Below are 25568 nucleotides of genomic sequence, written 5' to 3'. Positions count from 1 at the left end.
TAAATGCTCAGGGCTAAGCTATTTATGCTTAGTTCAAGGCGAAAAAGCGCAGTTTAGTGGTTTAAATGAGCATTTTTCAACGAAGAAATAGGCTTAAATAGCGACGGCCTGAGTAGTTACAAATATTTAATCTTATATGGTATTAGTTAGTTACAAGCGAATTAGAGGGGAGTCGAGGTAAAACATCAAAGGTGATAGGTAAAGGTTGAATTGAATCTATTTCAGCAAAGAAGCATAAATACAATATTTATTGATTTTATACTTGGCAAAATAAAAAAACATGCTGCAGCATAATGTCATTCACTTAAGGTGAAAGGCATATTTACTTTTAGCACCGGATATCGATTCTTAGAAGGCTTTAAACACCTAGGATAACTTCGTTTTCGCTTTGCCTTCCAGCTTAAACTGGGCGGCATTTATTGCTATATCTATCACTATCTTTGGGACTTTTTCTAGTGTATATATGGGCATCATGGTCGGAGTATGAATAATACGAGAAGACTCATCTCTGAAGCCCAATTGATTAGTAAAAGCACCTTTAAGTGATTTCGCCATCAGTATCATTTTGTAACGAATTACATTATAACCCCATCACTCTTGATCAATTAATTCAGGTAGATTACTACGTAATGTAAAACGTCTTTCAAGCATGTGCTGCTTCATTTCGCGATAACTTAATTCAACTCCCCAACTATGCGCTTAGGCAAGATTCGATAATGTCTTGCTCTAAGATATCTGACAAAGAAGAAAATTCGGTAAGATGATTAATCGAAGTGCGAGCGAGTGCTTCTGAAAACGCCATAAAAAATCCCATGACCTTTTGAGTCATAGGATTTTGATCTTCTTCAGCTAAAAATAAACTAACTTTTCTTAACTGTTCGGCATTACGCTAACAAGCATCATTTTTATTCATTATAACGTTAATTGGAATCATGACTTATAAGCAATACAAACGTCCCAACACCAATCAAAGAGGCTTAAGTTAACATTTCGATTTCACTATTTTTTCTGGCGAAAAAAAGACACCTTTAGTCACTTGCCAAGTGACTGCTAATGCACCAATCATAAACACGATGTCACCGATGGTACGTGCCCAACGCAATGTAACTAATGTATCACTTTGCATAACGGCTTCACTACGTGCATACCAAAGCCCCTCCGATGCACTCGCAATAAATTGAATAATGCCAATGGGTAATAAACTAGTAAATAACATCAGTGCTAAGCCTATATTCATCCACCAAAAAGAAACCTTCATTAAACGCTCATCAAATTTCAAATGAGGGCGAATGTATCTTAATACCAATAAGGTAAAACCGAGCGCTAAGAAACCGTACACACCAAATAATGCAGCATGCGCATGAGTTGCCGTCGTATTAAGACCTTGAATGTAATATAAAGAGATTGGCGGATTGATCATAAACCCTAATACGCCAGCGCCTAACATATTCCAAAAAGCAACAGCAACAAAGTACATAATAGGCCATTTCACACTGTCCATCCAAGGCGCACGATTTTGCAACTTGTAGTGCTCCCAAGCTTCATATCCAAGCACAATTAGTGGCACAACTTCGAGTGCACTAAAGGTCGCACCGACTGCCATAACAGGTGTTGTCGTACCAGAAAAATACAAATGATGGAAAGTACCCGGAATACCCCCTAACATGAATAAAGAGGCTGATGCTAATGAAGCCACTGTCGCCATACGTTGAGAAACTAATCCCATATTAAAGAAAATAAATGCCAACGCAGTAGTAGCAAAAACTTCAAAGAAACCTTCAACCCATAGATGTACAATCCACCAACGCCAATATTCCATCACAGAGAGATGTGTTCTTTCACCGTAGAAGAAACCCGCCCCATAAAATAAACCAATCGCGATACATGAGAACATAAATAAAACTAATAAGTTTTTATCACCTTTCTGTTTCAACGTCGGCGCAATACAACGCATCATCAACGTTAACCACAATACAAGCCCAATAAATTTACCAATTTGCCATAATCGCCCTAAATCAACATATTCATAACCTTGATGGCCTAACCAAAAATTTAAATTTGCTGGCATTATTTGCGCAATCGCTAAGTAATTACCTATAAATGAGCCAACAACGACTAGAACCAGTGCCCAAAAAAGCACATCAACACCAAGTTTTTGGAATCTAGGATCTTTACCTCCATTGATGACTGGTGCTAAAAATAATCCTGCCGCTAAAAAGCCACTGGCGATCCAAAATAAAGCAGATTGAATATGCCAAGTACGCACTAAACTATAAGGAAACCATTCTGAAGTTTGAATACCGTAAAAGCCTTGACCTTCAACGGTATAATGCGCGGTGAGAGCCCCCATAAAAATTTGAAAAGTAAACAAAGCCACGACCAGAAATAAATATTTACCTAATGCTTTTTGCGAAGCTGTTAACGCGAAAGATAAGATAGGATCATTGAGTGGCGCAACAGGTTCACTTTCATCTTCTTTCCGTAAAAATGCCCAAGCCCATACTAAAGTACCAATACCGGCAATCAATAATACAATACTCACAACAGACCATAAAATATTTTCAGTGGTGGGTTTATTATCGATTAATGGTTCATGCGGCCAATTATTTGTATAAGTTGCACTACCGTCGCTACGTTCAGTTGAGGCAGCCCAAGCGGTCCAAAAAAAGAATTCAGTTAAACGTTCCCTTCTCTCTGCACTTGGTAATGTCAGCTCTTTCATGGCGTAGTTTTCACGCGTTTTTTGTAATTCAGGTGCACCGCCAAAGAGCGCATTATAATACTCACCCGTTTGCTCAATCGCTTGCAGACGCCTTACAGATAACGTGACAGTATTTTTATCATGATCATAGGTATTTGTTCTGTAATCATTTTTAAGTTTATATTGTAATGTGTTTTGCTGCTCTCCGGTTAATCGCTCAAAAGGTTTAGCAAACTCGTCCATTGCCGCTAAATCCAACCAATTAACAAGTTCTCGATGTAACCAATCCGCTGTCCAATCGGGCGCTTGATAAGCACCATGACCCCATATTGATCCCAGTTGCATCCCACCGACTGATTGCCAAGCCGTTTGACCGTCTAATATTTTTTCTTCCGTTGTAAAAATATCACCACGTTCAGAAACGAATGATGCTGGTATCGGTGGTGCTGTACGATAAATTTCTGTTCCGTAGTAACCTAATAATGAAAAGGTAATGGCAAGCACCCCTAAGAGGGTCCACCACAATTTTTTATACTCTCCCATAACATGCTCCTTTTGATGAGTATTTAGCCTTTAATTAACAACCTTAAACTCAAAAACCTCTAAAATAAAAACCCTTTATTTAACTTACAAATAAAAGATGCATTTAAAATGAATCTTATTTGAGGCGATTTTACATACAAAATTAAAGATGTAAACTATATGTATCTTTTAAATCGAAGTATTTAAAATAATTCTTTAAGATATTAAGGCGATAAAGACAAAATAATGCCATTATTAAATATCATCACATAGGTGCTTTATATGAACATTTCTCGTTTTACCGATTACTCATTACGAGTATTAATTTACCTTGCGGCTGCAAAAGAAACTTCCCACATTATCACTATTAAAGAAGTCGCTGAGCGATATCAAATATCAAAAAATCATTTGATGAAAGTAGTGCAGGAACTGAGTGCCAACAATCATATCAATGCAACTCGGGGGAAAAATGGAGGAATAAAGCTTAATACAGCGCCTGAAAATATAAATATAGGCCAGTTGGTTCGCTCTATAGAACAAGGTTCAACATTGGTTGAATGCTTTGGCAAAGATAACCAATGTGTGATCACATCAAGTTGCCAGCTAAAAAGAATGTTTGCACAAGCAATGGAATCTTTCTTTGATTGTTTAGATCAATACACGTTAGCTGATTTAATCAAAGGAGAGAATAAAGCTGCACTCAGACAGGTACTTAAGATTCCAATAGAATAAACGGCTCTTTTCAAAAGAAAAAACTTAACCGACAATCAATTTTAAGATGCCAAGCATAACGATATGATGAATAAGCAGTGATGAATAAGCAGTGGCTAGAAACGAAAAAACATACCGAAGTATGTTTTTTTAGTGAATAAAATATTAACAGTTTTTATTTGTGGTAAGGCACACTCAATTCATGCACAGCATCAACAAACACTTTCGCATTTTCAGGTGGTACATCTAAATGAATACCATGCCCTAAATTAAACACATGACCATTGCCTGTACCAAAACCTTCTAAGATAGTCGCCACTTCTTGGCGAATACGTTCTGGTGACGCGTATAACATCGATGGATCCATATTACCTTGCAGTGCAACACGCGAACCAACACGCGCTTTCGCTTCTTTGATATCAATTGTCCAATCTAGACCAATTGCATCACAACCAGTATCAGCGATTTGTTCGATCCATTGACCGCCATTCTTTGTGAATAAAGTCACCGGAATTTTTTGACCATCGTAGTTACGGGTTAAACCATCCACTATTTTATGCATATATTGCAATGAAAAGTCTTTATAATCGCGTGGCGATAAAATCCCACCCCACGTATCAAATACCATCACAGATTGAGCACCTGCAGCAATTTGTGCATTTAAATAAGCAATCACAGAGTCTGCCAATTTATCCAATAACAGATGCAATGTTTGTGGCTCTGCAAATGCCATTTTTTTAATTTTAGTGAAGAATTTTGAGCCGCTGCCTTCAACCATATAAGTCGCTAACGTCCACGGGCTACCAGAGAAACCAATTAATGGTACTTCGCCTTTTAAATCACGACGAATGGTACGGACCGCATTCATTACATACTGAAGTTCACCTTCAGGATCTGGCATGATCAGGTTATCAACATCTTTTTTACAGCTAATAGGACGCTCAAATCGAGGGCCTTCGCCTTCTGAGAAATATAACCCTAAACCCATCGCATCAGGAATAGTTAAGATATCAGAAAAAAGAATCGCCGCATCTAGGTCAAATCGGCGTAACGGCTGTAATGTTACTTCACAAGCTAAATCTGCATTACGGCAAAGCGACATAAAGTCACCCGCTTGTGCTCGAGTCGCTTTATATTCAGGTAGGTAGCGGCCTGCTTGACGCATCATCCAGACAGGTGTTTTATCTACTTCTTGCTTTAACAAAGCACGAATATAACGATCGTTTTTTAATTCAGTCATTGGTAACCTTTTCTTTTCTGTCTATTGATGGCGCGCCGAGTTTATTTAGATGTCAGCTCAATTATTGGCGCACATACTAACATTTAAAATAAATGAACGCGCCCTAATCCTGTTTTGTAGCTCAAAATTGTTTAACTAGTCATATTGCTAGCGTTACAATTAGCGACATCTTTTAAGTGTCTTTTCAATTAATTTACGTGCAATTGTGCCATGCCTTGGTATCACAGGTAAATCATTTGCATGATACCAATTTGCTTCAATTAACTCATGCGGGTCAACTTTTATCTCACCTGAATCATAATCAGCAATAAAGCCCATCATTAATGAATGAGGGAAGGGCCAAGGCTGGCTACTTACATAGCGGATATTTTTAACTTTAATTCCCACCTCTTCAAAAACTTCACGTGCAACACAAGCCTCCAATGTTTCACCCGCTTCGGTAAAACCTGCTAACGTTGTATAAACAGGATAGTTTTCTTTTTGGTGACGGTTGTGCAACGCCAGTAATATCTGTTTATTTTTACGGATCGCAACAATAATACAAGGGGAGACACGCGGATATGTTCGATGTTGGCAATGATAGCACTTCATCGCCACTTCCCAATTAATGGGCTGCATTTTTTGTCCGCACTGACCACAAAATTGGTGAGTTTTATAAAACAATGCAATTTGAAATGCACGGCCAGCCATATCAAACAAAAGATCATCAATTCGCCCCAATAACGAACGTAATGTTACATACCCCCCCAAACCAACATCCAAACTACCTTCAACTTCTACTAGGTAACAGGGTTGATCTTTATATTGTCCTAGTAATCGTTTATTAGCGGTGGCCCCTTCAGGAAAAGGTAACTCATTAACATTTCCAAAGGGAATGAAGTCACCTTTATCCAACGCAACTAACTTGCCTTCTGATAAAATAAACCACCATGCGTTTTCATCTAACGCAGTTTGTAACTCTGCCATCTTAAATACTCGTTTTGGGGAGGAAGAAATAATGTATACCCGTTATCATTCAAAATACAAAAATCAGCTAGCCGTGAGGTAAACAAGCTATAGGCATAAAGGTGAAGATCTAACGGGGTATATCAAAACTTTTTCCCGTTTTATAACAGGAACGAAGATGATTACCTCACGACTTGCCCTATGGGTAGTTAGCTACTGAATAATGCATTTTGATTGGTAACGGGTATAGTGCAATATCAAACCACTATTGAACAAGTGTTAATTTTTCTTCTCGCTTTAGTTATCTATAAGAATGGTAACGATTAATATAAAATATTTGTATTTGAAGCGGTTACATTGAGTATAAGCTCACAGTAATTATGGTGATTGCTATATAAACTAAATTTATATTGACGAGCGCCTTAATTTCACTTAATTTTTAACCCGTTAGTTTTGTAGCTATTTCATTTAAAAGAGGTTTTTATGCTTAAAAAAATAAAACAAGCAAAAGAAGAATGGGGTGGTGAACTATCTGTTTTAGATAATTGGTTAGATGCACGTCAAAAACTCGTTGTCTTATACTGTGAATTAGCGGGTCTGCCACCTTACCAACAAGAAAAACGCTGCTTACCTAAACAAGAGGTGATCACAGAGTTTTGCCAACAGTTATTGGATTATGCTTCGACAGGGCATTTTGAAGTATATGAGCAAATCATTGAACAATCGAGACTTGATGGGGTAGAGAATTTAAAAATTGCACAGGAATTATATTCTCGCATTACCACCACTACCGATGTTGCATTGAATTTTAATGATACTTATGCAGAAAATGCATCGGATAAAACGTTATTAAATTTTGACCATGATATTTCTGAATTAGGTCAAGTGATGGAAAGTCGCTTTGAACGTGAAGATCAATTATTAGAAGTCGTGCACCTTCACCATACTATTCGTTAATCTGCTAATATTGGTCATGTACTCTGATGACCTGCATCATAATATTATCGGTGTATTTAACTATATAACGTATTGATGTATAAAATTTTGATGTCTTAATTCCGCATATAAAAAGTCTGAATATAAAAAACCAATCTAACGATTGGTTTTTTAGTTTTACCTTGCTAATAGCCGATAGCATGTCTAGCTACAGGCTAAGCAAAACTACAATTGAGGAACTTGTGAATCCAAGCTATTTTTTAATAATAAAAAATATTCTTCTATAAACATTTGCTGTTCATTGGTTGCTTTTTGCTCCCATATCTTGCCTAGTATCTGCTCAATATCTTCAACTAATTGATCGCCTTCAGCAACAACAATTAAGCGCGTCTCATTACTTAATTGAGGCTGTTGCGAACAAAAGTTAATCAACATATCCGACACTTGATCAAGAACGATATCAGAAATAGGTTGCCCTGTGCGTGAACCAGACTTTTCTTCAAATATTTCTAAATTATCAGCAAAATAATTTATGCATTGTTCATATGCATCACTTTTTAATAACATCCAACATCCTTTCTTCTTTACTGTATCGGCTTAACAATTAACAGCCAATGCATTAATAACCATTTTAATATCAATTTTAATAATAAAGATTAATCGCTATCAATCTTATACTATAATTCGCCCATTTCACGTAATGAAAGGTCGCGACGTTCATTGAAGGCTTTTTTATCTTTCTGTGGTACTTCTTGTGATAATGGCAAATCGACCTTCATCGCATCAACAGGTTTATTATAAACATGGAATTCGTAATGAAGATGAGGTCCTGTTGAGCGGCCAGTATTACCAGACTTACCGATCAGCTTACCCATCTCAATGCGTTGTCCTTTACGCACCAATATTTTACTTAAATGTAAGAACCGTGTGGTATATTTTCGACCATGCTTGATAACAATATAGTTACCTGCTGCGGGGTGATAACCAGCTCGTAGTACAACACCGTCACCTACAGCGTAAACATTGGTCCCCACTCCTACCGCGAAATCAGTCCCATTATGTGGACGAACGCGCTTAGTAACAGGGTGTAATCGACGGGGATTGAAGCGCGAGCTAATACGAGGGCGTCCGTTGACGGGGTAGCGACGATAAGCTTTACTTAGCCCTTTACCATTCTTGTCATAATAACGACCATCTTCATTTAGAAAAGCGGTGTAATTACGCGATCGCGTTTTAAGGATGACCGCTAAAACTTCACTATCAAAGCTGTAGGCACCTTCTATGTATTGTTTCGCAACTAACACATGGAAGGTATCTCCAACTCTTAACTGACGATTAAAATCAAACTGTTCCTGTAAAGCACCTGAAATCTGTTGAATTTGACTCGCCGATAATCCTGTTTTTTTTGCACTGACATAAAAACTGCCGGTCACACTACCTTGATAATAGCTATTACGCCATTCCCCCTCTTTCACTTCTAATTCTGAGACATAAATATCATCTTTTAAAACAAAACTTAATGTATTTGCGCGGTCAATAATCACTTTTAAGGATAATAATTGATTACTAGGACTCACCAAAAGTTGCACTTCTTGTCCAGGTAATAAATTAGCAAGGCGCAAATGTTCTCTATCAGCCTCCAATAACTCTTGCAAAACCGCAGCAGATAATGCTTGTTCAGAAAATATCTCACTTAACGTATCACCGGCTGAAATGGTGATATCTATTTCTCGATTAGCCGAAAAATCAGGAAGTAGTTTATCGTTTGCATCACGATTTACTGTTGATGGTTCGGCAACCGCATAGTCACCTTTTAATGACTCACTAGTAGGAAGAGTTAATTCACGTTTAATTGTTTTTCCATTAGGGTTAGAAGCAGGAATAAGGCTAATAATCAGTAAAAAAACAAATAAAGAGATGACCAACCAAAAGTGCAAGCGAGGTAAGTGATTTACCAAAGTAAGCACTTTTTTAAACATAATTTTAATTTGATGTAACAAAGGCATAGAGAGTCTCGATTAGACAGAAGAAACATAACCGTAAAATAAAATGCCTGCGAGTATAACCTATAGCACAGCATGTTTAAGAAAATTTACAGTAATTTTAACCACCTTTGACCAATAAAGTAAGCAAACAGTTCTATCTTATTTATAAATAATAGGGTGTTATCCATTACAAAAAAATGTATTATGGACGTCTAGATGTAAAAACATCCAAAATAATTTAACTAAATAGCCCGAATAGGAGTTTACATGTCACGTGACTTATTTACTTCAGAATCAGTTTCTGAAGGTCATCCAGATAAAATTGCAGATCAAATTTCTGATGCTGTACTTGATGCCATTTTAAAACAAGATACTAAAGCACGCGTTGCTTGTGAAACTTACGTAAAAACGGGCATGGTCATGGTAGGCGGTGAAATTACCACTGATGCCTGGGTTGATATTGAACAAATCACACGTGATACCGTGCGCGAAATTGGTTACACAAGTTCAGAAATGGGTTTTGATGCAGACTCTTGTGCCGTACTCAACGTAGTAGGTAAGCAGTCTCCTGATATTAACCAAGGTGTAGACCGTTCTGATCCACGCGAACAAGGTGCCGGTGACCAAGGTTTAATGTTTGGTTACGCGACCAATGAAACAGAAGTATTCATGCCTGCACCAATCACATACGCTCACCGCCTTGTTAAAAAACAAGCTGAGGTACGTAAAAGTGGCCAACTAGATTGGTTACGCCCAGATGCTAAAAGCCAAGTTACTTTTGCTTATGAGCAAGGCAAAATCGTAGGTATTGATGCAGTTGTACTTTCAACGCAACATCGTGAAGATATTAAACAATCAGATTTAGTTGAAGCGGTAATGGAAGAGATCATTAAGCCGGTTTTACCTGCTGAGTGGTTAACTGAACGCACTAAATTTCACATCAACCCAACAGGTCGCTTCGTGATCGGCGGGCCAGTAGGCGACTGTGGTTTAACAGGGCGTAAAATAATTGTAGATACTTACGGTGGCACAGCACGTCACGGTGGTGGTGCATTTTCAGGTAAAGATCCTTCAAAAGTAGACCGTAGTGCAGCTTATGCAGCACGTTATGTAGCAAAAAATATTGTTGCTGCAGGTTTAGCTGACCGCTGTGAAATCCAAGTATCATATGCAATTGGCGTTGCAGAGCCAACATCAATCAGCGTTGAGACATTTGGTACTGAAAAAGTAGCAAAAGATTTAATCGTTAGCTTAGTCAGTGAACATTTTGATTTGCGCCCTTACGGTTTAATCGAAATGTTAGATCTAATCAAACCTATTTATCAAGAGACAGCAGCTTATGGACACTTTGGTCGTGAGCAATTCCCTTGGGAAGCATTAGATAAAGTAGAAGCGCTTAAAGCAGCTGCATTTTAATTAAGCGTTTTATAAAAACGATTTAATATTGAATTATGCTAACGTTTGAAGATAAAAAAGCACTCGCAGTGAAAGGTGAAGATTGTTTCATTTTAGCCGAGTGCTTTTTTGATCGTGCTTTTCCTCGCCCCACTTACTTTTTTAATCAACGTGGTCGAAGCGCTGGTAGTGCACATCTACAAAAAAACCTGATTAAGTTTAATCCAATCTTATATCTACAAAATAAAGCTATTTTTATTGAACACGTAGTTGCCCATGAAATTGCACATTTAATTACTTATCAGCTGTACGGCAAAGTAAAGCCACATGGTAAAGAATGGCAACAGATCATGACCCAGGTTTTTCATCTACCTGCTAATACAACTCATCAATTAGATATTACAGATGTCCAAGGTAAATTATTTACTTACCGTTGCTCTTGCTCGCAGCATCAATTAACTATTCGTCGACATAATAATATTAAAAAAGGCACTCGTTATTTATGCCGAAAGTGTAAATCGACTTTAGTCTTTTCTGAACAAGAAAACTAAGCGTTAACAATCAATAGAAATGAAAAAATTAAGACAACGGGCTTGTTGAGAACTAAAAGTTGAGAATTAAAAGTTGAGAGCTGAGATTATTTATAGGGAAATCAATACTTATGACACTTCGAGGTGTAAAAGTAGCTAAGCTGAGAAATCAACTTGTATAGTGGGATTAATATTGCAGGCTACTCCAACCCCCCGCCTTTGTAGCTGCAATATTAATTTTACCGATTACCATTTAACTCATCACTATCTATCAACAGCTGGCATATCCTGCGAAAAATAGCATCAATCTAAATCGAACGCCTGTGTGCGCAAACCTTCAATCAAAATTTCATAATAAATAAATGTTATCTACTATCATGAGTCATGGTTTTTGGTGTTACCTAGCATGGAGACTCTCAGTAACAACCATCGACAAAATACTGAACTAACAACAATCAACATTAACTTCATGGCTTAAATGTTCAATGCTTAATTGCTGTTAGCTATAACGACAGTATTCTTGCCAACGCAAAAGATGATAATAGATATCATTACCATCTGTCAACCTTTTAACTACACTATTTTCAAAAATACGAGTGAGGTATTTTTTAAGGTATAAAATTAAACTGTCGTTAATGCTGTCGTTATTACTTCAATCAGGATAAAAATAAACGCTTATTAAGTTGTTTCGATACGGCTGAAAGTGATCCATTAACGTGGTTTAATGGGGCCTAACCTGAACTATCAACTTAAGATCTTAGTTTAAGGTATCGCTTTGATGTATGAGTTTAAGATGTGTGTTTTGAGGTGTCAGCTTCCAGTTTAAACAATGCCATAGGGCGATTAAAACTAAGCATATACGAAAAAATAAGGTGAATAATAGTGCGAGATTCGCTCACATGATCCGGTCTATCAGACCGGATTCGATCGAGGAATAAAAAATTAACGTTTAAAATTATCTAAAATAATTCCCGTGGCCATTGCGACATTCAATGACTCTGCTAAGCCAAAGTTAGGAATCGTTATTTTATCGCTAATATACTGACTAACTTCAGTAGAAATACCATGCGATTCACTGCCCATCACAATAAATGCAGAATTAGCGAGTTTACTACGATGAATATTCTTACCTTCTAAAAAAGCACCGTAAATCGGCTTAGTCTGTGCGGATAAATACTCACTCAGGTCAGTATGGCTGACTTGCACACGCGCAAAAGATCCCATTGTTGCTGCAATTACTTTAGGGTTATAAAAATCTGCACAGTCAGGGCTACAAATAATATGTTCAATACCATACCAATCTGCAACACGAATAATAGTACCTAAATTGCCCGGGTCTCCCACTTGATCCAACACTAAAATCAGTTCGTTTTCACCTATTTCAGGAACAGAATACTGTTTGCATTTAACCACTGCTATCACGCTATTATTGGTTTTTAAGGTCCCTGCTTTTTGTAATTCTTGTTGCGTACTCTCAATAGTCAAGGCGACTAACTTATTAGCACTTAATATATCTGCTTGGTGATTAATATACTCACTGGTCGCAAATAAATTAACTATCTCAAAAGTTGAGTTAAATAACTCACTGACATTTTTTTCACCCTGTACTAAAAACAATCCTAATTTCTTACGTTGCTTTTTCTGTTCTAAGGAGAGGATAAGTTTTAACTGGTTTTTAGAGATCATAAATTTCCAATGGTTTATAACAGTAAAGAGCTATTTTATGGCTTTTTATCGTTTTTTTGTAAGCAGATGCCAATAAGATTATAAGTAACAACACATGATAATAGCATCTTCACGGCCATTATCTGCGGGGTAATAAGCAGGTCGAATATCCACTTCTACAAAGTCTAATGCTTGATACAGTTTAATTGCAGGAATGTTAGAAGCTCTAACTTCTAGCCAAATTTCTTGTTGCGACAGCGAAAGTGAAAAGGTTTTTAAATAACTTAATAATGCCCGCCCTAAACCTGCGCCTTGATAAGCAGGAGAAATAGCAATATTCATTAGCGTCACTTCGCCTGCAACATAACTAGCAACAAAATAACCAACGACCTGATCATCAAGCATGATCACATGATTAATATAACGCTTACCGAAATTGCTCAGAAAGATTTTTTCAGACCAAGGGTGACTATGAGCCAGTGTCTCAATGGCTAATACTTCAGAGAGATCGGTAATCGCCATAGCAATAATAGATGCTACAGACTGTTTATTATTGATAGGCACAGAACTGCTTCCAAAGTACTTTTTTAGCCGCTGCGTTTGTCGCGAGCTCAGCTAGAGAAGGTGAATGTAATAATTGATGAGACGGTGAAGAAGCAATCTCTCCAAGTGTTGACCAAATTAATGTGGGTAAATTCCCCTGTTGGTTCTCAAATTGCGCTAAGGAGCAATAAACCACCTGATCAGATTTTATTTGAAAAGCATTAATAATAGCGTCCATCAACTCATGCTTTGCATCCTCTTCTGTACAGACGACTAACAGTTTGCATGCAGACAGATTTAACTGCTTAAGAGTTTGTTCCGTTTTAAATAGCGCCGGTTTTCTTACTTGCCAGTGAGTAATACCCATTTCTTGTAAAAAAACAGCCTGTTGATGTTTCATAACGAGCCTAAAATAAAAATATTGATGATTTCAATGTGCAAATATAACACTGATTAGTATTCAATCGAAACTTTACAGCGGTTATAAGATGAAACCGCTAAAAAGTACAACAATCAGGTAAATGTTTACCTAAAAACGGTATTTATGAAGCGATTAATACGATTAAAAACAATCAACTTAACCGTCTTAGGGTACTTAACATACAAATTTAATGCTGTTAATTTGAACTCATAGCCAAAATTAGTATGAAAGAATTGTCGATATCGACTCTCTAAATTAATGTGACCGATTGAAAATTTATTAGATTTAGTAATAAAAAGGATGCTATAAATGTGTTTTCAATCACAAAAACATATATATACAAGGTTTTATCAAACTAAAATTCTTAAAGCCTGCAGGGAATAATTAAAATGGCGTTATTAGAAGTTAAAAATCTTCGTATCGAATACCCGTCTCGTTTTGGTGTACATGCAGCAGTTAAATCACTTTCATTTTCCATTAATCGTGGTGAAATAGTTGGTGTTGTTGGAGAGTCAGGTGCAGGTAAATCTACCGTTGGTAATGCAATTATCGATTTATTAAGCCCTCCTGGTGTTATTGCTGCTGGTGAAGTTTTTTTAGATGGTGAAAAAATATCAGGTTTAACACTTGAACAGATGCGTAAAGTGCGCGGTAATAAAATTGGTTTTATTTTTCAAGATCCAATGACGTCGCTTAATCCTCTTTTCACTGTTGAGCAACAGTTGCTGGAAACCATTCATGCCAATTTAAATGTAACCCAGGATGAAGCCTTAAAACGTGCTATCAACTTAATGCAACAAGTGGGTATTCCAGAATCTGAAGTTAGAATTAAACAATACCCGCATCAATTTTCTGGCGGCATGCGACAACGAGTTGTTATTGCGATCGCATTATCTGGTGAACCTGATTTAATTATTGCCGATGAACCAACCACAGCACTTGATGTGTCTATCCAAGATCAAATCCTGACACTGATCCGTAATTTATGTATTGAAAAAAACGTCGGCTGCATGCTAGTAACGCACGATATGGGTGTAGTGTCTAACGTAACCGATAAAATAGCGGTAATGTATCGTGGCGATTTAGTTGAGTTTGGTGAAACAGCTAAAGTACTGGGCGATCCGGATCATGAATATACGCGCAGCTTAATTTCGGCCGTACCACGTTCCGATAGAAAACTAGACCGATTCCCACTGGTAAGCTACATCGAAGAAGCACATGAACTTCAAGCCTTGGATATTAAAAATCACTGGTTAGGACAAAGTGAAGAGCAGCGTGATTATGATGGCCCACTATTAAATGTTGAAAATGTCAGTTTACGTTTTGTCACTAAAGATTCATTCTTTGAAAGCAAACGCGAATACGTTCAAGCCAACAAAAATGTCAGCTTTAGTATTAATGAGGGTGAAACCTTTGGTTTAGTGGGAGAGTCCGGTTCAGGAAAATCAACGATTGCACGTGTTATTACCGGCTTATTCCCGCCTAACGAGGGCAAAATAACTTTTGAAGGTATTGACTTAACGGCGATTAAATCCGAACGAGAACGTCGCCCTTTCCGTCGTCAAATGCAGATGGTATTTCAAAACCCATATACGTCGATGAATCCGCGTATGAAAATTTACGATATTATCGCCGAGCCTATTCGCTTTCATAAACTAGCCGCTAATGAATCACAAATACAACAAATCGTATTCGATTTATTAGACCATGTGGGGCTAGGGAGAATGGCAGGTGTCAAATACCCTCATGAATTTTCCGGTGGCCAACGTCAACGTATCTCTATTGCGCGCGCTTTAGCAACAAGACCACGTTTATTAATTTGTGACGAACCAACCTCAGCATTAGATGTATCAGTACAAGCGCAAATTCTGAACCTACTTAAAGATTTACAAGATGAGCTAAATCTAACCATGTTATTTATTAGCCATGATTTACCCGTTATACGTCAAGTATGCGACCGCATCGGTGTGATGCAACAAGGAAAATTATTAGAAGTAAACGAGAGTGAGCAATTATTTACCCATCCTCAACACCCTTATAGTCAGCATTTAATTTCATTGATGCCAGAGTTTAAAGGATTACGGAGCAGTATCTAAACAAAATTTCACCATTATAAAGTTAATAATTAAACGTTTTTTTCATAAAAGGAGTTGTAAATGAAGTTTTTAAAAACAAAATTAGCCATCGCATTACTTGCTACGGGGTTAAATTTTTCAGCCACTGCTGCTGATATCACCATTGCCTATGATTCGGACCCAGTAACACTTGATCCACATGAGCAACTTTCTGGTGGTGTGTTACAAATGTCACACATGCTATTTGATCCACTAGTGCGCTTTACTAAAGAATTTGATTTTGAACCTCGTTTAGCTGAGAAGTGGGAACGTGTAGATGATAACACTTTCCGTTTTACACTTCGTAAAGGTGTAAAATTCCATTCAGGTAATACCATGACGGCTGATGACGTTGTTTGGACATTTAATCGTTTAAAAACGTCTCAAGACTTTAAAAACGTATTTTCACCATACGAAAAGCTAGTAAAAATAGATGATTACACTGTTGAGCTCGTTTCATTTGAACCGTACCCATTAGTGCTACAAACGGCCACTTACCTTTTCCCAATGGACAGCAAGTTCTATTCTGGTGAGATGGACGGTGTAGATAAATCAATTATCATTAAACATGGTGGTTCATTTGCATCAACACACGTATCGGGTACAGGTCCATTTACTATTGAATCTCGTGAGCAAGGCGTAAAAGTAGTATTTGACCGTTTTGACAATTACTGGGATACAAACTCACCAGGTAATGTTGATAAGCTAACCTTGGTACCAATTAAAGAGAATGCAACCCGTGTTGCTGCCTTATTGTCTGGAGATGTCGACTTAATTCACCCGGTTGCGCCTAACGACCAAAAACGTGTTATCGACACTAAAAACATCGAGCTAACTACGGTTGCTGGTACTCGTATCATTACACTACAAATGAACCAAAGTTCAAATGAAGCATTAAAAGATGTACGCGTGCGCCAAGCAATTGTGTATGCAATTAACAATGAAGCTATCGTGAAAAAAATCATGAAAGGTTTTGCAACAACAGCTGGACAACAAGGCCCTGCCGGTTATGCCGGTTACGATGCAAGTTTAACGCCTCGTTATGACTTGAAAAAAGCAAAACAATTGATGAAAGAAGCGGGTTATGAAAAAGGCTTTAAATTATCAATGATTGCACCTAATAACCGTTACGTAAACGATGCGCAAATTGCACAAGCAGCCTCATCAATGCTAGCAAAAATTGGTATTACTGTAGATTTAAAAACCATGCCTAAAGCACAATACTGGCCTGAGTTTGATAAATGTGCAGCAGATATGCTGATGATCGGTTGGCATTCAGATACTGAAGACTCTGCAAACTTTTCTGAATTCTTAACCATGACTCGAGATACAGAAACAGGCAGAGGAGCTTACAACTGTGGCCATTACTCAAACCCTAAAGTGGATAATTTAGTCAATACTGCTAATGCAGAAACTGATCCAGCAAAACGTGCTGCAATGTTACAAGAAGTTGAACAGATTCTATATAACGATGCTGCATTTGTTCCGCTACATTGGCAGAACCTTGCTTGGGGTGCAAAATCTACTCTAAATGTTTCACCTATTGTTAATGCGTTAAACTTTCCATACTTAGGCGATTTAGTTGTTAAATAAAGATAGCAATCAGGCTGAGATAATTTAAAGCCTGCTTAATTACAGGCTCTTGTTGTATGAAAAGAGCCTATTTTAGTTTGCTACCCAATAGGTACAAATAAACAACTTTAATTTTTTAACACCACAACAAAACGACCCAGCCTTTGGGTCGTTAATCATTTTATAGGAAACAACTGATGTTTACCTTTTTGGTCCAGCGACTTTTCCAAGCATTAATCGTAATGTTTGTGATCAGCCTAGTCGCATTTGCAATCCAAGATAACCTAGGCGATCCACTTCGAGAAATGGTAGGCCAATCCGTATCAGAAGCAGAACGACAAGTTTTACGTGATGAACTTGGATTAAATGACTCTTATGTTGTCAAGTACACTCGTTTTATTACTAGCGCAGTGCAAGGAGACTTAGGTAACTCTTATTTCTTTAAGCGCCCTGCCGTAGACGTTATTTTAGATAAATTACAAGCGACAATGGAGTTAGTATTGGGTGCAACGCTGATCATAATAGCGGTCTCCATTCCCCTTGGCGTTTATTCCGCGATTCATCCTAAAAGCTTATGGACAAAGATAATCATGGCCTTTAGTAGTATCGGGATCTCGATACCGGTATTTTTAACCGCTATCATCTTAATGTACATTTTTGCTATTGAACTGCAGTGGTTACCCTCCTATGGCCGTGGCGAAACCATCTCGGTACTCGGTTGGGAAACAGGCTATTTAACCAAAGATGGGTTATTGCATTTGGTCTTACCTTGTATCTCTCTCGCCTCTATTATGCTGCCTTTGTTTATTCGCTTGGTACGTTCAGAGATGCTGGAAGCATTAAGCTCTGAATATGTAAAATTTGCGACGGCTAAAGGCTTAGCAATGAATAAAATTTATTATCAACATGCCCTGAAAAACACCATGCTACCAGTACTTACCGTCGGCGGTGTTCAAATCGGGACGATGGTTGCTTATACCATTTTAACGGAAACTGTTTTCCAATGGCCTGGTACTGGCTTCTTATTTCTAGAAGCGATCAATCGTGTTGATACACCACTCATAACGGCCTATGTAATCTTTGTAGGGCTTATTTTTGTGGTCACTAATACTATCGTTGATTTGTTATACGGCGTAGTCAATCCAACCGTTAATATCACTGGAAAAGGAGCATAAAATGAATAGTGTTACTCAACAAAATACTGCTCCATCACGCTGGCAGAAACTAAAGGATTCTGACTTTCTTTACCACTTTAAACGCGATAAAGTGGCCATGTTTAGTTTTGTTTTATTCTTAACCTTTTTTCTTGCTGCACTATTTGCACCGGTTATTTCACCCACTAATCCCTATGACTTAATGTCCATCGACTTAATGGATTCTGAGCTTCCCCCTTCATGGTTAGAAGGCGGCGAGTCTCGCTTCTTGCTTGGGACAGATGACCAAGGGCGCGATATTTTATCCACCATTTTATATGGTTCAAGGTTGTCATTAACGATTGGCTTTTTGGCCGTCGCAGTGCAATTAGTATTGGGCATAGTGATAGGTTTGTCGGCGGGATATTTTGGTGGCCGTATAGACAGCTTTTTAATGCGTTTTGCCGATGTACAATTATCATTTTCAACGATGATGGTTGCGATCATTATCACTGCGATTTTTAAAGCTAGTTTTGGTGCAGAGTTTTTTGCTGATTATGCAGTGATTATGTTAGTGGTGATTATTGGCGTTGCAGAATGGCCTCAATACGCACGTACTATTCGCGCCTCTGTATTAGCAGAAAAGAAAAAAGAGTATGTAGAAGCCGCACAAGTGATGGGTTTTAGATCGATGCGGATCATGTTCCGTCATATTCTACCAAACTGTTTATCGCCGATCTTAGTGATTTCAACAGTACAAGTTGCCAATGCAATTATGTCAGAAGCAGCTTTATCATTTTTAGGCCTTGGTTTACCCGTTGACCAACCTTCATTAGGCGCCCTGATCAGTATTGGTTTTAAATACATATTCTCTGGAGCATGGTGGATAACTATCTTCCCTGGCATTGTATTAATCAGTTTGGTCTTAGTGATTAACTTATTAGGGGACTGGTTACGTGATGTATTTAATCCCAAAATATACAAAGGTTAATTGATTAACTCAGCACTGAATTACATTAACTCAGCGTGGAAAAATACGCTGAGTTAATGCTTTGCTTTAACAAACCTTCCAACAGCCAACTCCCCCATCATCAAGCAACCACAAACTTTACCTGTTTATTAACGTCCTTTAAATTTATCCCCACTACCATTAAATGTTTCACAATCAATTTCTTCAGCAAAATATCTTGCTGAGCAAGCTGTAACTGCTCAATAGCTTGTACCGAGACAAAACCACAACTTATTTGTAAAGAAGCCGGAAATGCGTCGTATTTCACGCTATGTGTTATCCATTGATAGCCTTGCACTGTATCCAATGCTATTTCACAGACTTCTGTTAATGCTGCTCGTAAGTTCTTATCAATTTTTTTATCTGTCTTTCTCATACAGCTTCTCTTTTAACATTTATAAATTTTTCATCCTCTACAGAATACTCGTCAGGATGGCTGACTAAACCGGAATGATATTAGTTAGAACAATTTTGTATTATCGCTTTTGTTTAAGCCTGTTGATAATAGGCCCTATTCAGCAGTATACGATAGCAACAGCATACGATAGCAACATTAAACAACAACTACTAATAGAAGGGCTTATGCTTAAAACACAATTCTTGATCACTCTCGTGTTCATAGCGATCATCATTGCTATTCTAAGCCATGGCATTATTGCTGCGGCGTTTTCATTACTAGCTTTTTCACTATTATTCTATTTTGTGAGTACGCAAAAAAACGATAAACCACCTCATCAATAAATGAGCTGAAACAGTGTTTACTGGTGAATAAATTACTGACTTTATTTTTACCGCAGTGGCACAATGTGAACGCCTCTAAAAGCTTCCACAAGGTAATAAAAAAATAAATCAAACCTATTCTATGCGTTGAAAAAGCGATTTTAGCAATACATCAAATAATAACGCTAATTAAAAAGGCAAGTCGATAATGATATTCAAGTAGGGTAAAACTTGCGAGGTGGAGACTGGTATTTGATAGCGATTGCTTAATGTCATTAATGACAAACATTAATGACAAACATTAATGACAAAAACACGAAGAGAATAACAAACAGATCTAATTTATTATTATTAACAACGTCCTTAGCATATTTCCTACTTTCTACTATCTACTATCTACTCCTATTTATGCCCCATCAATCGCATTAAAAAGAGTGCAGCGCTTGCTGCATTACGTTTATCTGTTAATTCCCTGGTTACACCGATTAATAATATTTCACGGTGTCAGTGATAGTTGGCGCAAGCATAAAGGTAACGAGGAGAGTGATAACTAACCCTAGACCTAAGCTATTTCAATATAAGCCAGTACTACTGTCGCAATGGTTACCCATAATAAAACGCCCAATAACATAGGTTTATAACCTGCATTTTTAATGGTGCGTAGTGTAATGCCACAGCCAATTAAAAATAAACACAACACTAATAAACGCTTACTAACAAAAAACACATGCTGATATAACGCATCAAACTGCGGTAAAAAATGTGCAACTGCAATCGCAATACAGTAATAAATAATAAACATCGGGACAGTGATTTTTTTACTATCACCTTTGAAGATAAAGGCACTGATAAAAGCGACAGGAATGATCCACAACGCCCGCGCTAATTTAACCGTGGTTGCAATTTGTAATGCTTCATCACCATAGGCAGAAGCAGCACCTACAACTGATGATGTATCGTGAATGGCAATCGCACTCCATAAACCAAAATTATATTGGCTCATCCCTAAAGCATGCCCGACTAGCGGGAAAACAAATAACGCAATACTATTTAAAATAAATACAGTAGCTAAGGCATGAGAGGTTTGTTCATTATTCGCTTGAATAGCTGGAGCAACTGCGGCAATAGCACTACCACCGCAAATAGCTGTACCAGAAGCCACTAAATGACCTGTTTTAGGATCAATCTTAAATACTTTAGTTAGCAGCATACCAATCAATAATGTACTAAAAATGGAACCTACAATTAAGCCTAGATTACCAGCACTCGCCTGAATCGCTTGATCAACATTAATACCAAATCCCAGCCCTATGATGGAAAGAGCTAATAATTTTTTAGTCAGCTTAGCAATATCAATTTGGGTAGGTACTAGGCCTAGCGTAGCCAGTGTAAAGCCGAGTACTAAAGCAATCGGAGAAGAGATAACAGGCGACAAACACAGCACACCTAATACAAGAAATAAAATCAGGTGCTTATTAGATTGTATTTTAGAAAGAGTGATTGTCATTGCTTATCCTCGAATGATTAAAAACATCATATACAAGGCTTCGCATTAAGCATATTCTAAAGTATTTAATCATGGGTTAAATTAAATTTAACGCAGTAAATTTTGATTACTAATTTATTGCCATAGTACAAAATAAAGTGTTAATTATCTGTTAATAGTTAAACACTAAAGCTTGTGTCGTGAGCGACTGTTCAGCACAATAGATAAACAACATGATAAAGGATTACAATAAATATGATTTCTAAATGGGCAGTACGATTCATCCAAATGGCAGAGCTCGTTGCATCATGGAGTAAGGATCCCTCAACACAGGTAGGTGCCGTTATTACCGAGCATAATCGCATTGTTTCATTGGGTTTTAATGGTTACCCGCAGGGGATTTCTGATAGTGCAGGTACCGATAATCGAGAGATTAAATTACTCAAAACCTTACACGCAGAAGAGAATGCAATACTCTATGCAAAACGTGATTTAAAAGGCTGTGAAATATGGGTGACTCACTTCCCTTGTCCAAACTGCGCAGCAAAGATAATCCAAACTGGCATTAAGGCAGTCCATTGCCCTGCGCAAAGTGAAGATTTCCTATCTCGCTGGGGTGATAAAATTAGACTCAGTGAAGAAATGTTTAACCAATCAGGCGTAGCCGTTGATTGGCTAGCGGTAGATGAGCAATAACTCAAACTGTATTATATGACGACAACTTTTATCAATATTTTCAAGCCAGAGATTAATCGTAGCCTTCATGTTTAGTCTTTATGCTTGATATTGATGACTGTATTGATAACTGAATAGATAGCTGTATTGGCAGCTTTATGACTAACAGCGGTTAAACACCGAGCTTATCCAATAAATTAGCTCATGAGCACAGCATGTTTTTTTAACGGTTATTTTTACAGAGCGTGTTTTCATAAAAGTAACACACTATTTTAATCACTAAAGTGGTCATAAATTTAAACCCTATCAGCAGACCAACAAGCAGGAGTTCATCAAGCGATATGCAAGCAAGTATTGATATTAGCTGGTTACAACTCGGATTATTTGCATCACTGCTATTGATCCCGCTAACGATTAACGCTCACTTCAAGCTAGGGATCAATAAAAGCACCGTTATTTCATTATTGCGTATGCTAGTGCAGTTATTCCTGCTGGGTTTATATCTCGAATATATCTTCGTATTGGATAGTGTCTGGTTAAATATTGCCTGGGTGATAATAATGATCACGATGGGCAGTTACAGTGTCATTAATAAAAGTGATTTATCCAGCCGTAAATTATTATTAGCCAATGCATTCGCACTCAGCTGTGCTTTATTACCTTTATTGTCAATCATGTCATTGCTCGTCATTCAACCGACACCCGTCTACAGCGCGCAATACATGATCCCTTTAGCTGGCATGTTATTAGGCAATAGTTTAAGTGGGAATATTGTCGCCTTACAAACACTCTTTGATGCATTCAAACAGCGCCAAGATGAATATGAAGCAGCTATCGCTTTAGGGGCTAGTGCTTATCAAGCGGCCTTTCCTTTTTTACAACATGCCATGAAAAAAGCGCAGGCTCCTATTCTAGCCTCCATTGCGACCACTGGTATTGTGACCTTACCTGGCATGATGACAGGACAAATCTTAGGCGGTGTTGCACCGATGGTGGCCATCAAATATCAGTTACTTATCTTAATCGCTATTTTTGTCATGCTCACAGTGTCATTAAGTATTACGTTATTAATGAGCTTAAAGTATGCCTTAGCTAAAAATGGCCTTATTAAAATAAAATTTAAGGCGGATTAGTAACTTATAACTGACTAAAGTCTAAAATAAATGCAAATAATACTTTCTTTTATGCTTTTTATTAGTTAGTATTCAGTTCGCTCTGGAAAATCAGAGTTATTAATGTCATATAAAGTCCAAGTTATCCTCAGTTACATCGTTATCGTTGTCCTTAGAATTACCTTTAGCTTCTCAAATCATTGAATAATTCCGATCCCAGTTTTACGCAATTTTGCGTTACTAATACTCGCTTAAGATGTTTTTACTAATACGTCATTTGATAAAAATATAAATTATCTCAGCGGAAAAACAATTAAATTTCATAAGGAAATATATGGCTCGCTCTACAGGCAGAAAAAGATTTTGGTTCCAACAGAACAAAGACGAACAACAAATTATTGAACAAAAAGAAACAACAAAAGATAACTAGAAAATACTGTCGCACTATTAACAAGAGCAGATTAGCCCCGCTCGGTTAAGCAATCAGTCTGAATAGATAATATCAGCACTGAATAGAATAGATTTTTTTAAAATTAGCAATTGAATAAGGTGCCTCTAACCTTATCGCTTTTCTCAGTAACACTTCTTACGCTTCAATATGTTATAAAACTCGTGCCTCCATAAGGGACGAGATTAAATGTGCTGCTTTATAAGCGGCACGATTAACTTCCTAAATATCCAAACACCTCAGCATGATCTCTAACGATTTACGTCGTATTAATACCAATCTAAGTAATTATCTAGTCATTTATGCTTGTTAAAATGAATCCTAGCTTCGTTGTTGATTTGATTCAGAAATCCCTGCTTTTCACCACCTTGGGCCAGCTAAAACTGTTCAAAATTATTCCATACTATTTTGTGTAATGAGAATATGCCGTTACTGCAATCAACGCCTTGCTATCATCCATTTTACCTAACGCCCAAATAAACCATTTATCTATCTAGATTGGTATAATTATCCCAACGTCATTAAGTATATGTGTAAATATTACGCAGGAAAAATGAGTAAATTGAAGGTAGAAATTGCGTCAATTAGTTGATCCCATTGTAAAATGCCTAACGGAATCAAGGGTGCAGCTATTTTTCATTTTTCTTAAAGCAAAAAAAATGGCAAATCTTTTCAGATTTACCATTCTCTTTAGAATAATTAGTGCGTTAAAGCACTAATATATCACAGCTTATAGAGCTACGATATTTTCTGCTTGCGGGCCTTTAGGACCTTGGCTTACAGTGAATTCTACTTTTTGGCCTTCAGCTAAAGTTTTGAAACCTTCGCTTGCAATTGCACTGAAGTGTGCAAATACGTCTGGACCAGATGCTTGCTCGATGAAACCAAAACCTTTAGACTCGTTGAACCACTTAACTGTACCTTGAACTTTAGACATAATAATATCCTGTAAAATTTAATAAAAATTGCCTTCAATAGGCTTGAATAGCGTAAAAATTAGACTGGAACTTAAAGACTTCAGACGAGGTATTATTAATAAAACAACGTAATGGAGAATGTAAACAATAGGCTTTATTTCTGCTGAGTTGAATAGTATAGATCTCCCCAGATAAGTCAACAATTGATTACGATTAAAGTGCAGATATTATCCGTTTTTATACTCACATTGCCGTTACACATTTTCATTGAAAAAATTAAGCGATATATAGCAGCAAGAAATGTTACATAATGAATTACTCAAATGAAATTAAGGGATATTCGATGATAGATTTTAATAATAAAGGTTTTTTCAAGCTTAAACAGAACACTGATTTTGCAGATAAAGTGAAAGACTTACTGCTTGATGATGAACAGATTATTGATTCATATAAGACCATGCGTGACGGTGTTGTGTTTACAGATAAAAGAATCATTGCTGTTAATGTTCAAGGCATTACGGGAAGCAAAAAAGACTTCACGTCACTTCCGTATAAAAATATTGTTGCTTACTCTATTGAAACGTCAGGTACCTTTGATCTTGATTCAGAGTTGGAAATCTATTTTTCAGCTGTCGGGAAGGTTAGATTTGAGTTTACTGGTCAATCTTCAATGTTAGAGATTTCAAAAATCATTTCTCAACATTTACTCTAAAAAGCATTGCTATCAGTAGGCTTATCTCCTACTTTAAACGAAGCTAGCGAGATCATTACAAATGATATTGATGGAG

The 25568-nt window shown here is 37.3% G+C and carries 23 protein-coding genes and 1 pseudogene; 12 read left to right on the top strand and 12 right to left on the bottom strand.

The window, feature by feature from the left end:
* Positions 1-296 precede the first annotated feature (296 nt).
* Positions 297-699: pseudogene (locus tag H5084_RS19805) on the bottom strand (IS4 family transposase); the annotation flags it as partial.
* Positions 700-982: 283 nt separating this feature from the next.
* Entirely contained in the window at positions 983-3244 is a 2262-nt protein-coding gene (locus H5084_RS15295; RefSeq protein WP_182691283.1) for a nitric-oxide reductase large subunit, read from the bottom strand.
* Between the two features lie 261 nt (positions 3245-3505).
* Here H5084_RS15295 and H5084_RS15290 point away from each other — a divergent pair, with 261 nt between their 5' ends.
* A complete protein-coding gene (locus tag H5084_RS15290) occupies positions 3506-3955 on the top strand; it encodes an Rrf2 family transcriptional regulator (protein WP_025564194.1) in 450 nt (149 codons plus the stop codon).
* A gap of 154 nt (positions 3956-4109) precedes the next feature.
* Here the strand turns inward: H5084_RS15290 and hemE are convergent, their stop codons facing one another.
* Entirely contained in the window at positions 4110-5174 is a 1065-nt protein-coding gene (gene hemE, locus H5084_RS15285; protein WP_166368154.1) for a uroporphyrinogen decarboxylase, read from the bottom strand.
* A 159-nt stretch (positions 5175-5333) separates the two neighbouring features.
* Positions 5334-6140: an NAD(+) diphosphatase gene (gene nudC / locus H5084_RS15280; protein WP_182691281.1), complete on the bottom strand. Its 807-nt coding sequence runs from the start codon at positions 6138-6140 to the stop codon at positions 5334-5336.
* A gap of 462 nt (positions 6141-6602) precedes the next feature.
* Here nudC and H5084_RS15275 point away from each other — a divergent pair, with 462 nt between their 5' ends.
* Positions 6603-7076 carry an Rsd/AlgQ family anti-sigma factor gene (locus H5084_RS15275; protein WP_028868288.1) on the top strand — a complete coding sequence of 158 codons (474 nt, stop codon included), beginning with the start codon at positions 6603-6605 and terminating at the stop codon, positions 7074-7076.
* A gap of 204 nt (positions 7077-7280) precedes the next feature.
* Here the strand turns inward: H5084_RS15275 and H5084_RS15270 are convergent, their stop codons facing one another.
* Positions 7281-7622, bottom strand: coding sequence for a DUF3802 family protein (locus H5084_RS15270; protein ID WP_182691279.1), 342 nt, complete (start codon positions 7620-7622; stop codon positions 7281-7283).
* A gap of 110 nt (positions 7623-7732) precedes the next feature.
* On the bottom strand, positions 7733-9022 hold the full coding sequence (locus H5084_RS15265) for a peptidoglycan DD-metalloendopeptidase family protein (protein WP_310735764.1): 1290 nt from the start codon (positions 9020-9022) through the stop codon (positions 7733-7735).
* Between the two features lie 285 nt (positions 9023-9307).
* Here H5084_RS15265 and metK point away from each other — a divergent pair, with 285 nt between their 5' ends.
* Together metK and H5084_RS15255 are read left to right on the top strand one after the other, a co-directional pair.
* Positions 9308-10456: a methionine adenosyltransferase gene (gene metK, locus H5084_RS15260; RefSeq protein WP_028868291.1), complete on the top strand. Its 1149-nt coding sequence runs from the start codon at positions 9308-9310 to the stop codon at positions 10454-10456.
* Positions 10457-10491: 35 nt separating this feature from the next.
* On the top strand, positions 10492-10986 hold the full coding sequence (locus H5084_RS15255; protein WP_182691276.1) for a SprT family zinc-dependent metalloprotease: 495 nt from the start codon (positions 10492-10494) through the stop codon (positions 10984-10986).
* Between the two features lie 921 nt (positions 10987-11907).
* Here the strand turns inward: H5084_RS15255 and H5084_RS15250 are convergent.
* The 3 genes from H5084_RS15250 to H5084_RS15240 form a co-directional block, all read right to left on the bottom strand.
* Positions 11908-12651, bottom strand: coding sequence for an RNA methyltransferase (locus H5084_RS15250; protein ID WP_182691274.1), 744 nt, complete (start codon positions 12649-12651; stop codon positions 11908-11910).
* Positions 12652-12729: 78 nt separating this feature from the next.
* A complete protein-coding gene (gene rimI, locus H5084_RS15245) occupies positions 12730-13194 on the bottom strand; it encodes a ribosomal protein S18-alanine N-acetyltransferase (protein WP_310735762.1) in 465 nt (154 codons plus the stop codon).
* On the bottom strand, positions 13181-13573 hold the full coding sequence (locus H5084_RS15240; protein ID WP_182691272.1) for a DNA polymerase III subunit psi: 393 nt from the start codon (positions 13571-13573) through the stop codon (positions 13181-13183). Before H5084_RS15240 ends, rimI begins: the two co-directional genes overlap by 14 nt.
* A 410-nt stretch (positions 13574-13983) precedes the next feature.
* Here H5084_RS15240 and H5084_RS15235 point away from each other — a divergent pair, with 410 nt between their 5' ends.
* The 4 genes from H5084_RS15235 (at position 13984) to H5084_RS15220 (ending at position 19404) form a co-directional block, all read left to right on the top strand.
* Complete coding sequence (locus H5084_RS15235; protein ID WP_182691271.1) at positions 13984-15690, top strand: ABC transporter ATP-binding protein; 1707 nt, start codon at positions 13984-13986, stop codon at positions 15688-15690.
* Between the two features lie 60 nt (positions 15691-15750).
* Positions 15751-17301, top strand: a complete 1551-nt coding sequence (locus H5084_RS15230; protein ID WP_028868297.1) for an ABC transporter substrate-binding protein — start codon at positions 15751-15753, stop codon at positions 17299-17301.
* A gap of 176 nt (positions 17302-17477) precedes the next feature.
* Positions 17478-18455, top strand: coding sequence for an ABC transporter permease (locus H5084_RS15225; RefSeq protein ID WP_028868298.1), 978 nt, complete (start codon positions 17478-17480; stop codon positions 18453-18455).
* Between the two features lies 1 nt (position 18456).
* Positions 18457-19404, top strand: coding sequence for an ABC transporter permease (locus H5084_RS15220; RefSeq protein WP_182691269.1), 948 nt, complete (start codon positions 18457-18459; stop codon positions 19402-19404).
* A 100-nt stretch (positions 19405-19504) separates the two neighbouring features.
* On the opposite strand, the gene H5084_RS15215 is transcribed toward H5084_RS15220, so the two are convergent.
* Positions 19505-19798 carry a Fis family transcriptional regulator gene (locus tag H5084_RS15215; protein WP_182691267.1) on the bottom strand — a complete coding sequence of 98 codons (294 nt, stop codon included), beginning with the start codon at positions 19796-19798 and terminating at the stop codon, positions 19505-19507.
* Between the two features lie 206 nt (positions 19799-20004).
* On the opposite strand from H5084_RS15215, the gene H5084_RS15210 reads away from it, so the two are divergent.
* On the top strand, positions 20005-20163 hold the full coding sequence (locus H5084_RS15210) for a hypothetical protein (protein WP_156916092.1): 159 nt from the start codon (positions 20005-20007) through the stop codon (positions 20161-20163).
* A gap of 541 nt (positions 20164-20704) precedes the next feature.
* Here H5084_RS15210 and H5084_RS15205 read toward each other — a convergent pair.
* On the bottom strand, positions 20705-21649 hold the full coding sequence (locus H5084_RS15205; RefSeq protein WP_182691266.1) for a YeiH family protein: 945 nt from the start codon (positions 21647-21649) through the stop codon (positions 20705-20707).
* A 234-nt stretch (positions 21650-21883) separates the two neighbouring features.
* Here H5084_RS15205 and H5084_RS15200 point away from each other — a divergent pair, with 234 nt between their 5' ends.
* Both H5084_RS15200 and H5084_RS15195 read left to right on the top strand, forming a co-directional pair.
* Positions 21884-22324, top strand: coding sequence for a dCMP deaminase family protein (locus H5084_RS15200; protein ID WP_028868301.1), 441 nt, complete (start codon positions 21884-21886; stop codon positions 22322-22324).
* A gap of 320 nt (positions 22325-22644) precedes the next feature.
* Positions 22645-23436, top strand: a complete 792-nt coding sequence (locus H5084_RS15195) for an ABC transporter permease (protein WP_182691264.1) — start codon at positions 22645-22647, stop codon at positions 23434-23436.
* 1157 nt (positions 23437-24593) lie between these two features.
* On the opposite strand, the gene H5084_RS15190 is transcribed toward H5084_RS15195, so the two are convergent.
* Positions 24594-24800, bottom strand: a complete 207-nt coding sequence (locus H5084_RS15190; protein WP_025566132.1) for a cold-shock protein — start codon at positions 24798-24800, stop codon at positions 24594-24596.
* A gap of 323 nt (positions 24801-25123) precedes the next feature.
* Between H5084_RS15190 and H5084_RS15185 the strand changes: the two genes are divergently transcribed.
* On the top strand, positions 25124-25492 hold the full coding sequence (locus H5084_RS15185; protein ID WP_028868303.1) for a PH domain-containing protein: 369 nt from the start codon (positions 25124-25126) through the stop codon (positions 25490-25492).
* Positions 25493-25568: the final 76 nt, after the last annotated feature.

Origin of the sequence: Psychromonas sp. SR45-3, from assembly GCF_014163575.1 — a bacterium.
Classification (GTDB): domain Bacteria; phylum Pseudomonadota; class Gammaproteobacteria; order Enterobacterales; family Psychromonadaceae; genus Psychromonas; species Psychromonas arctica.
This window is presented reverse-complemented; position numbering and strand designations above follow the sequence as displayed.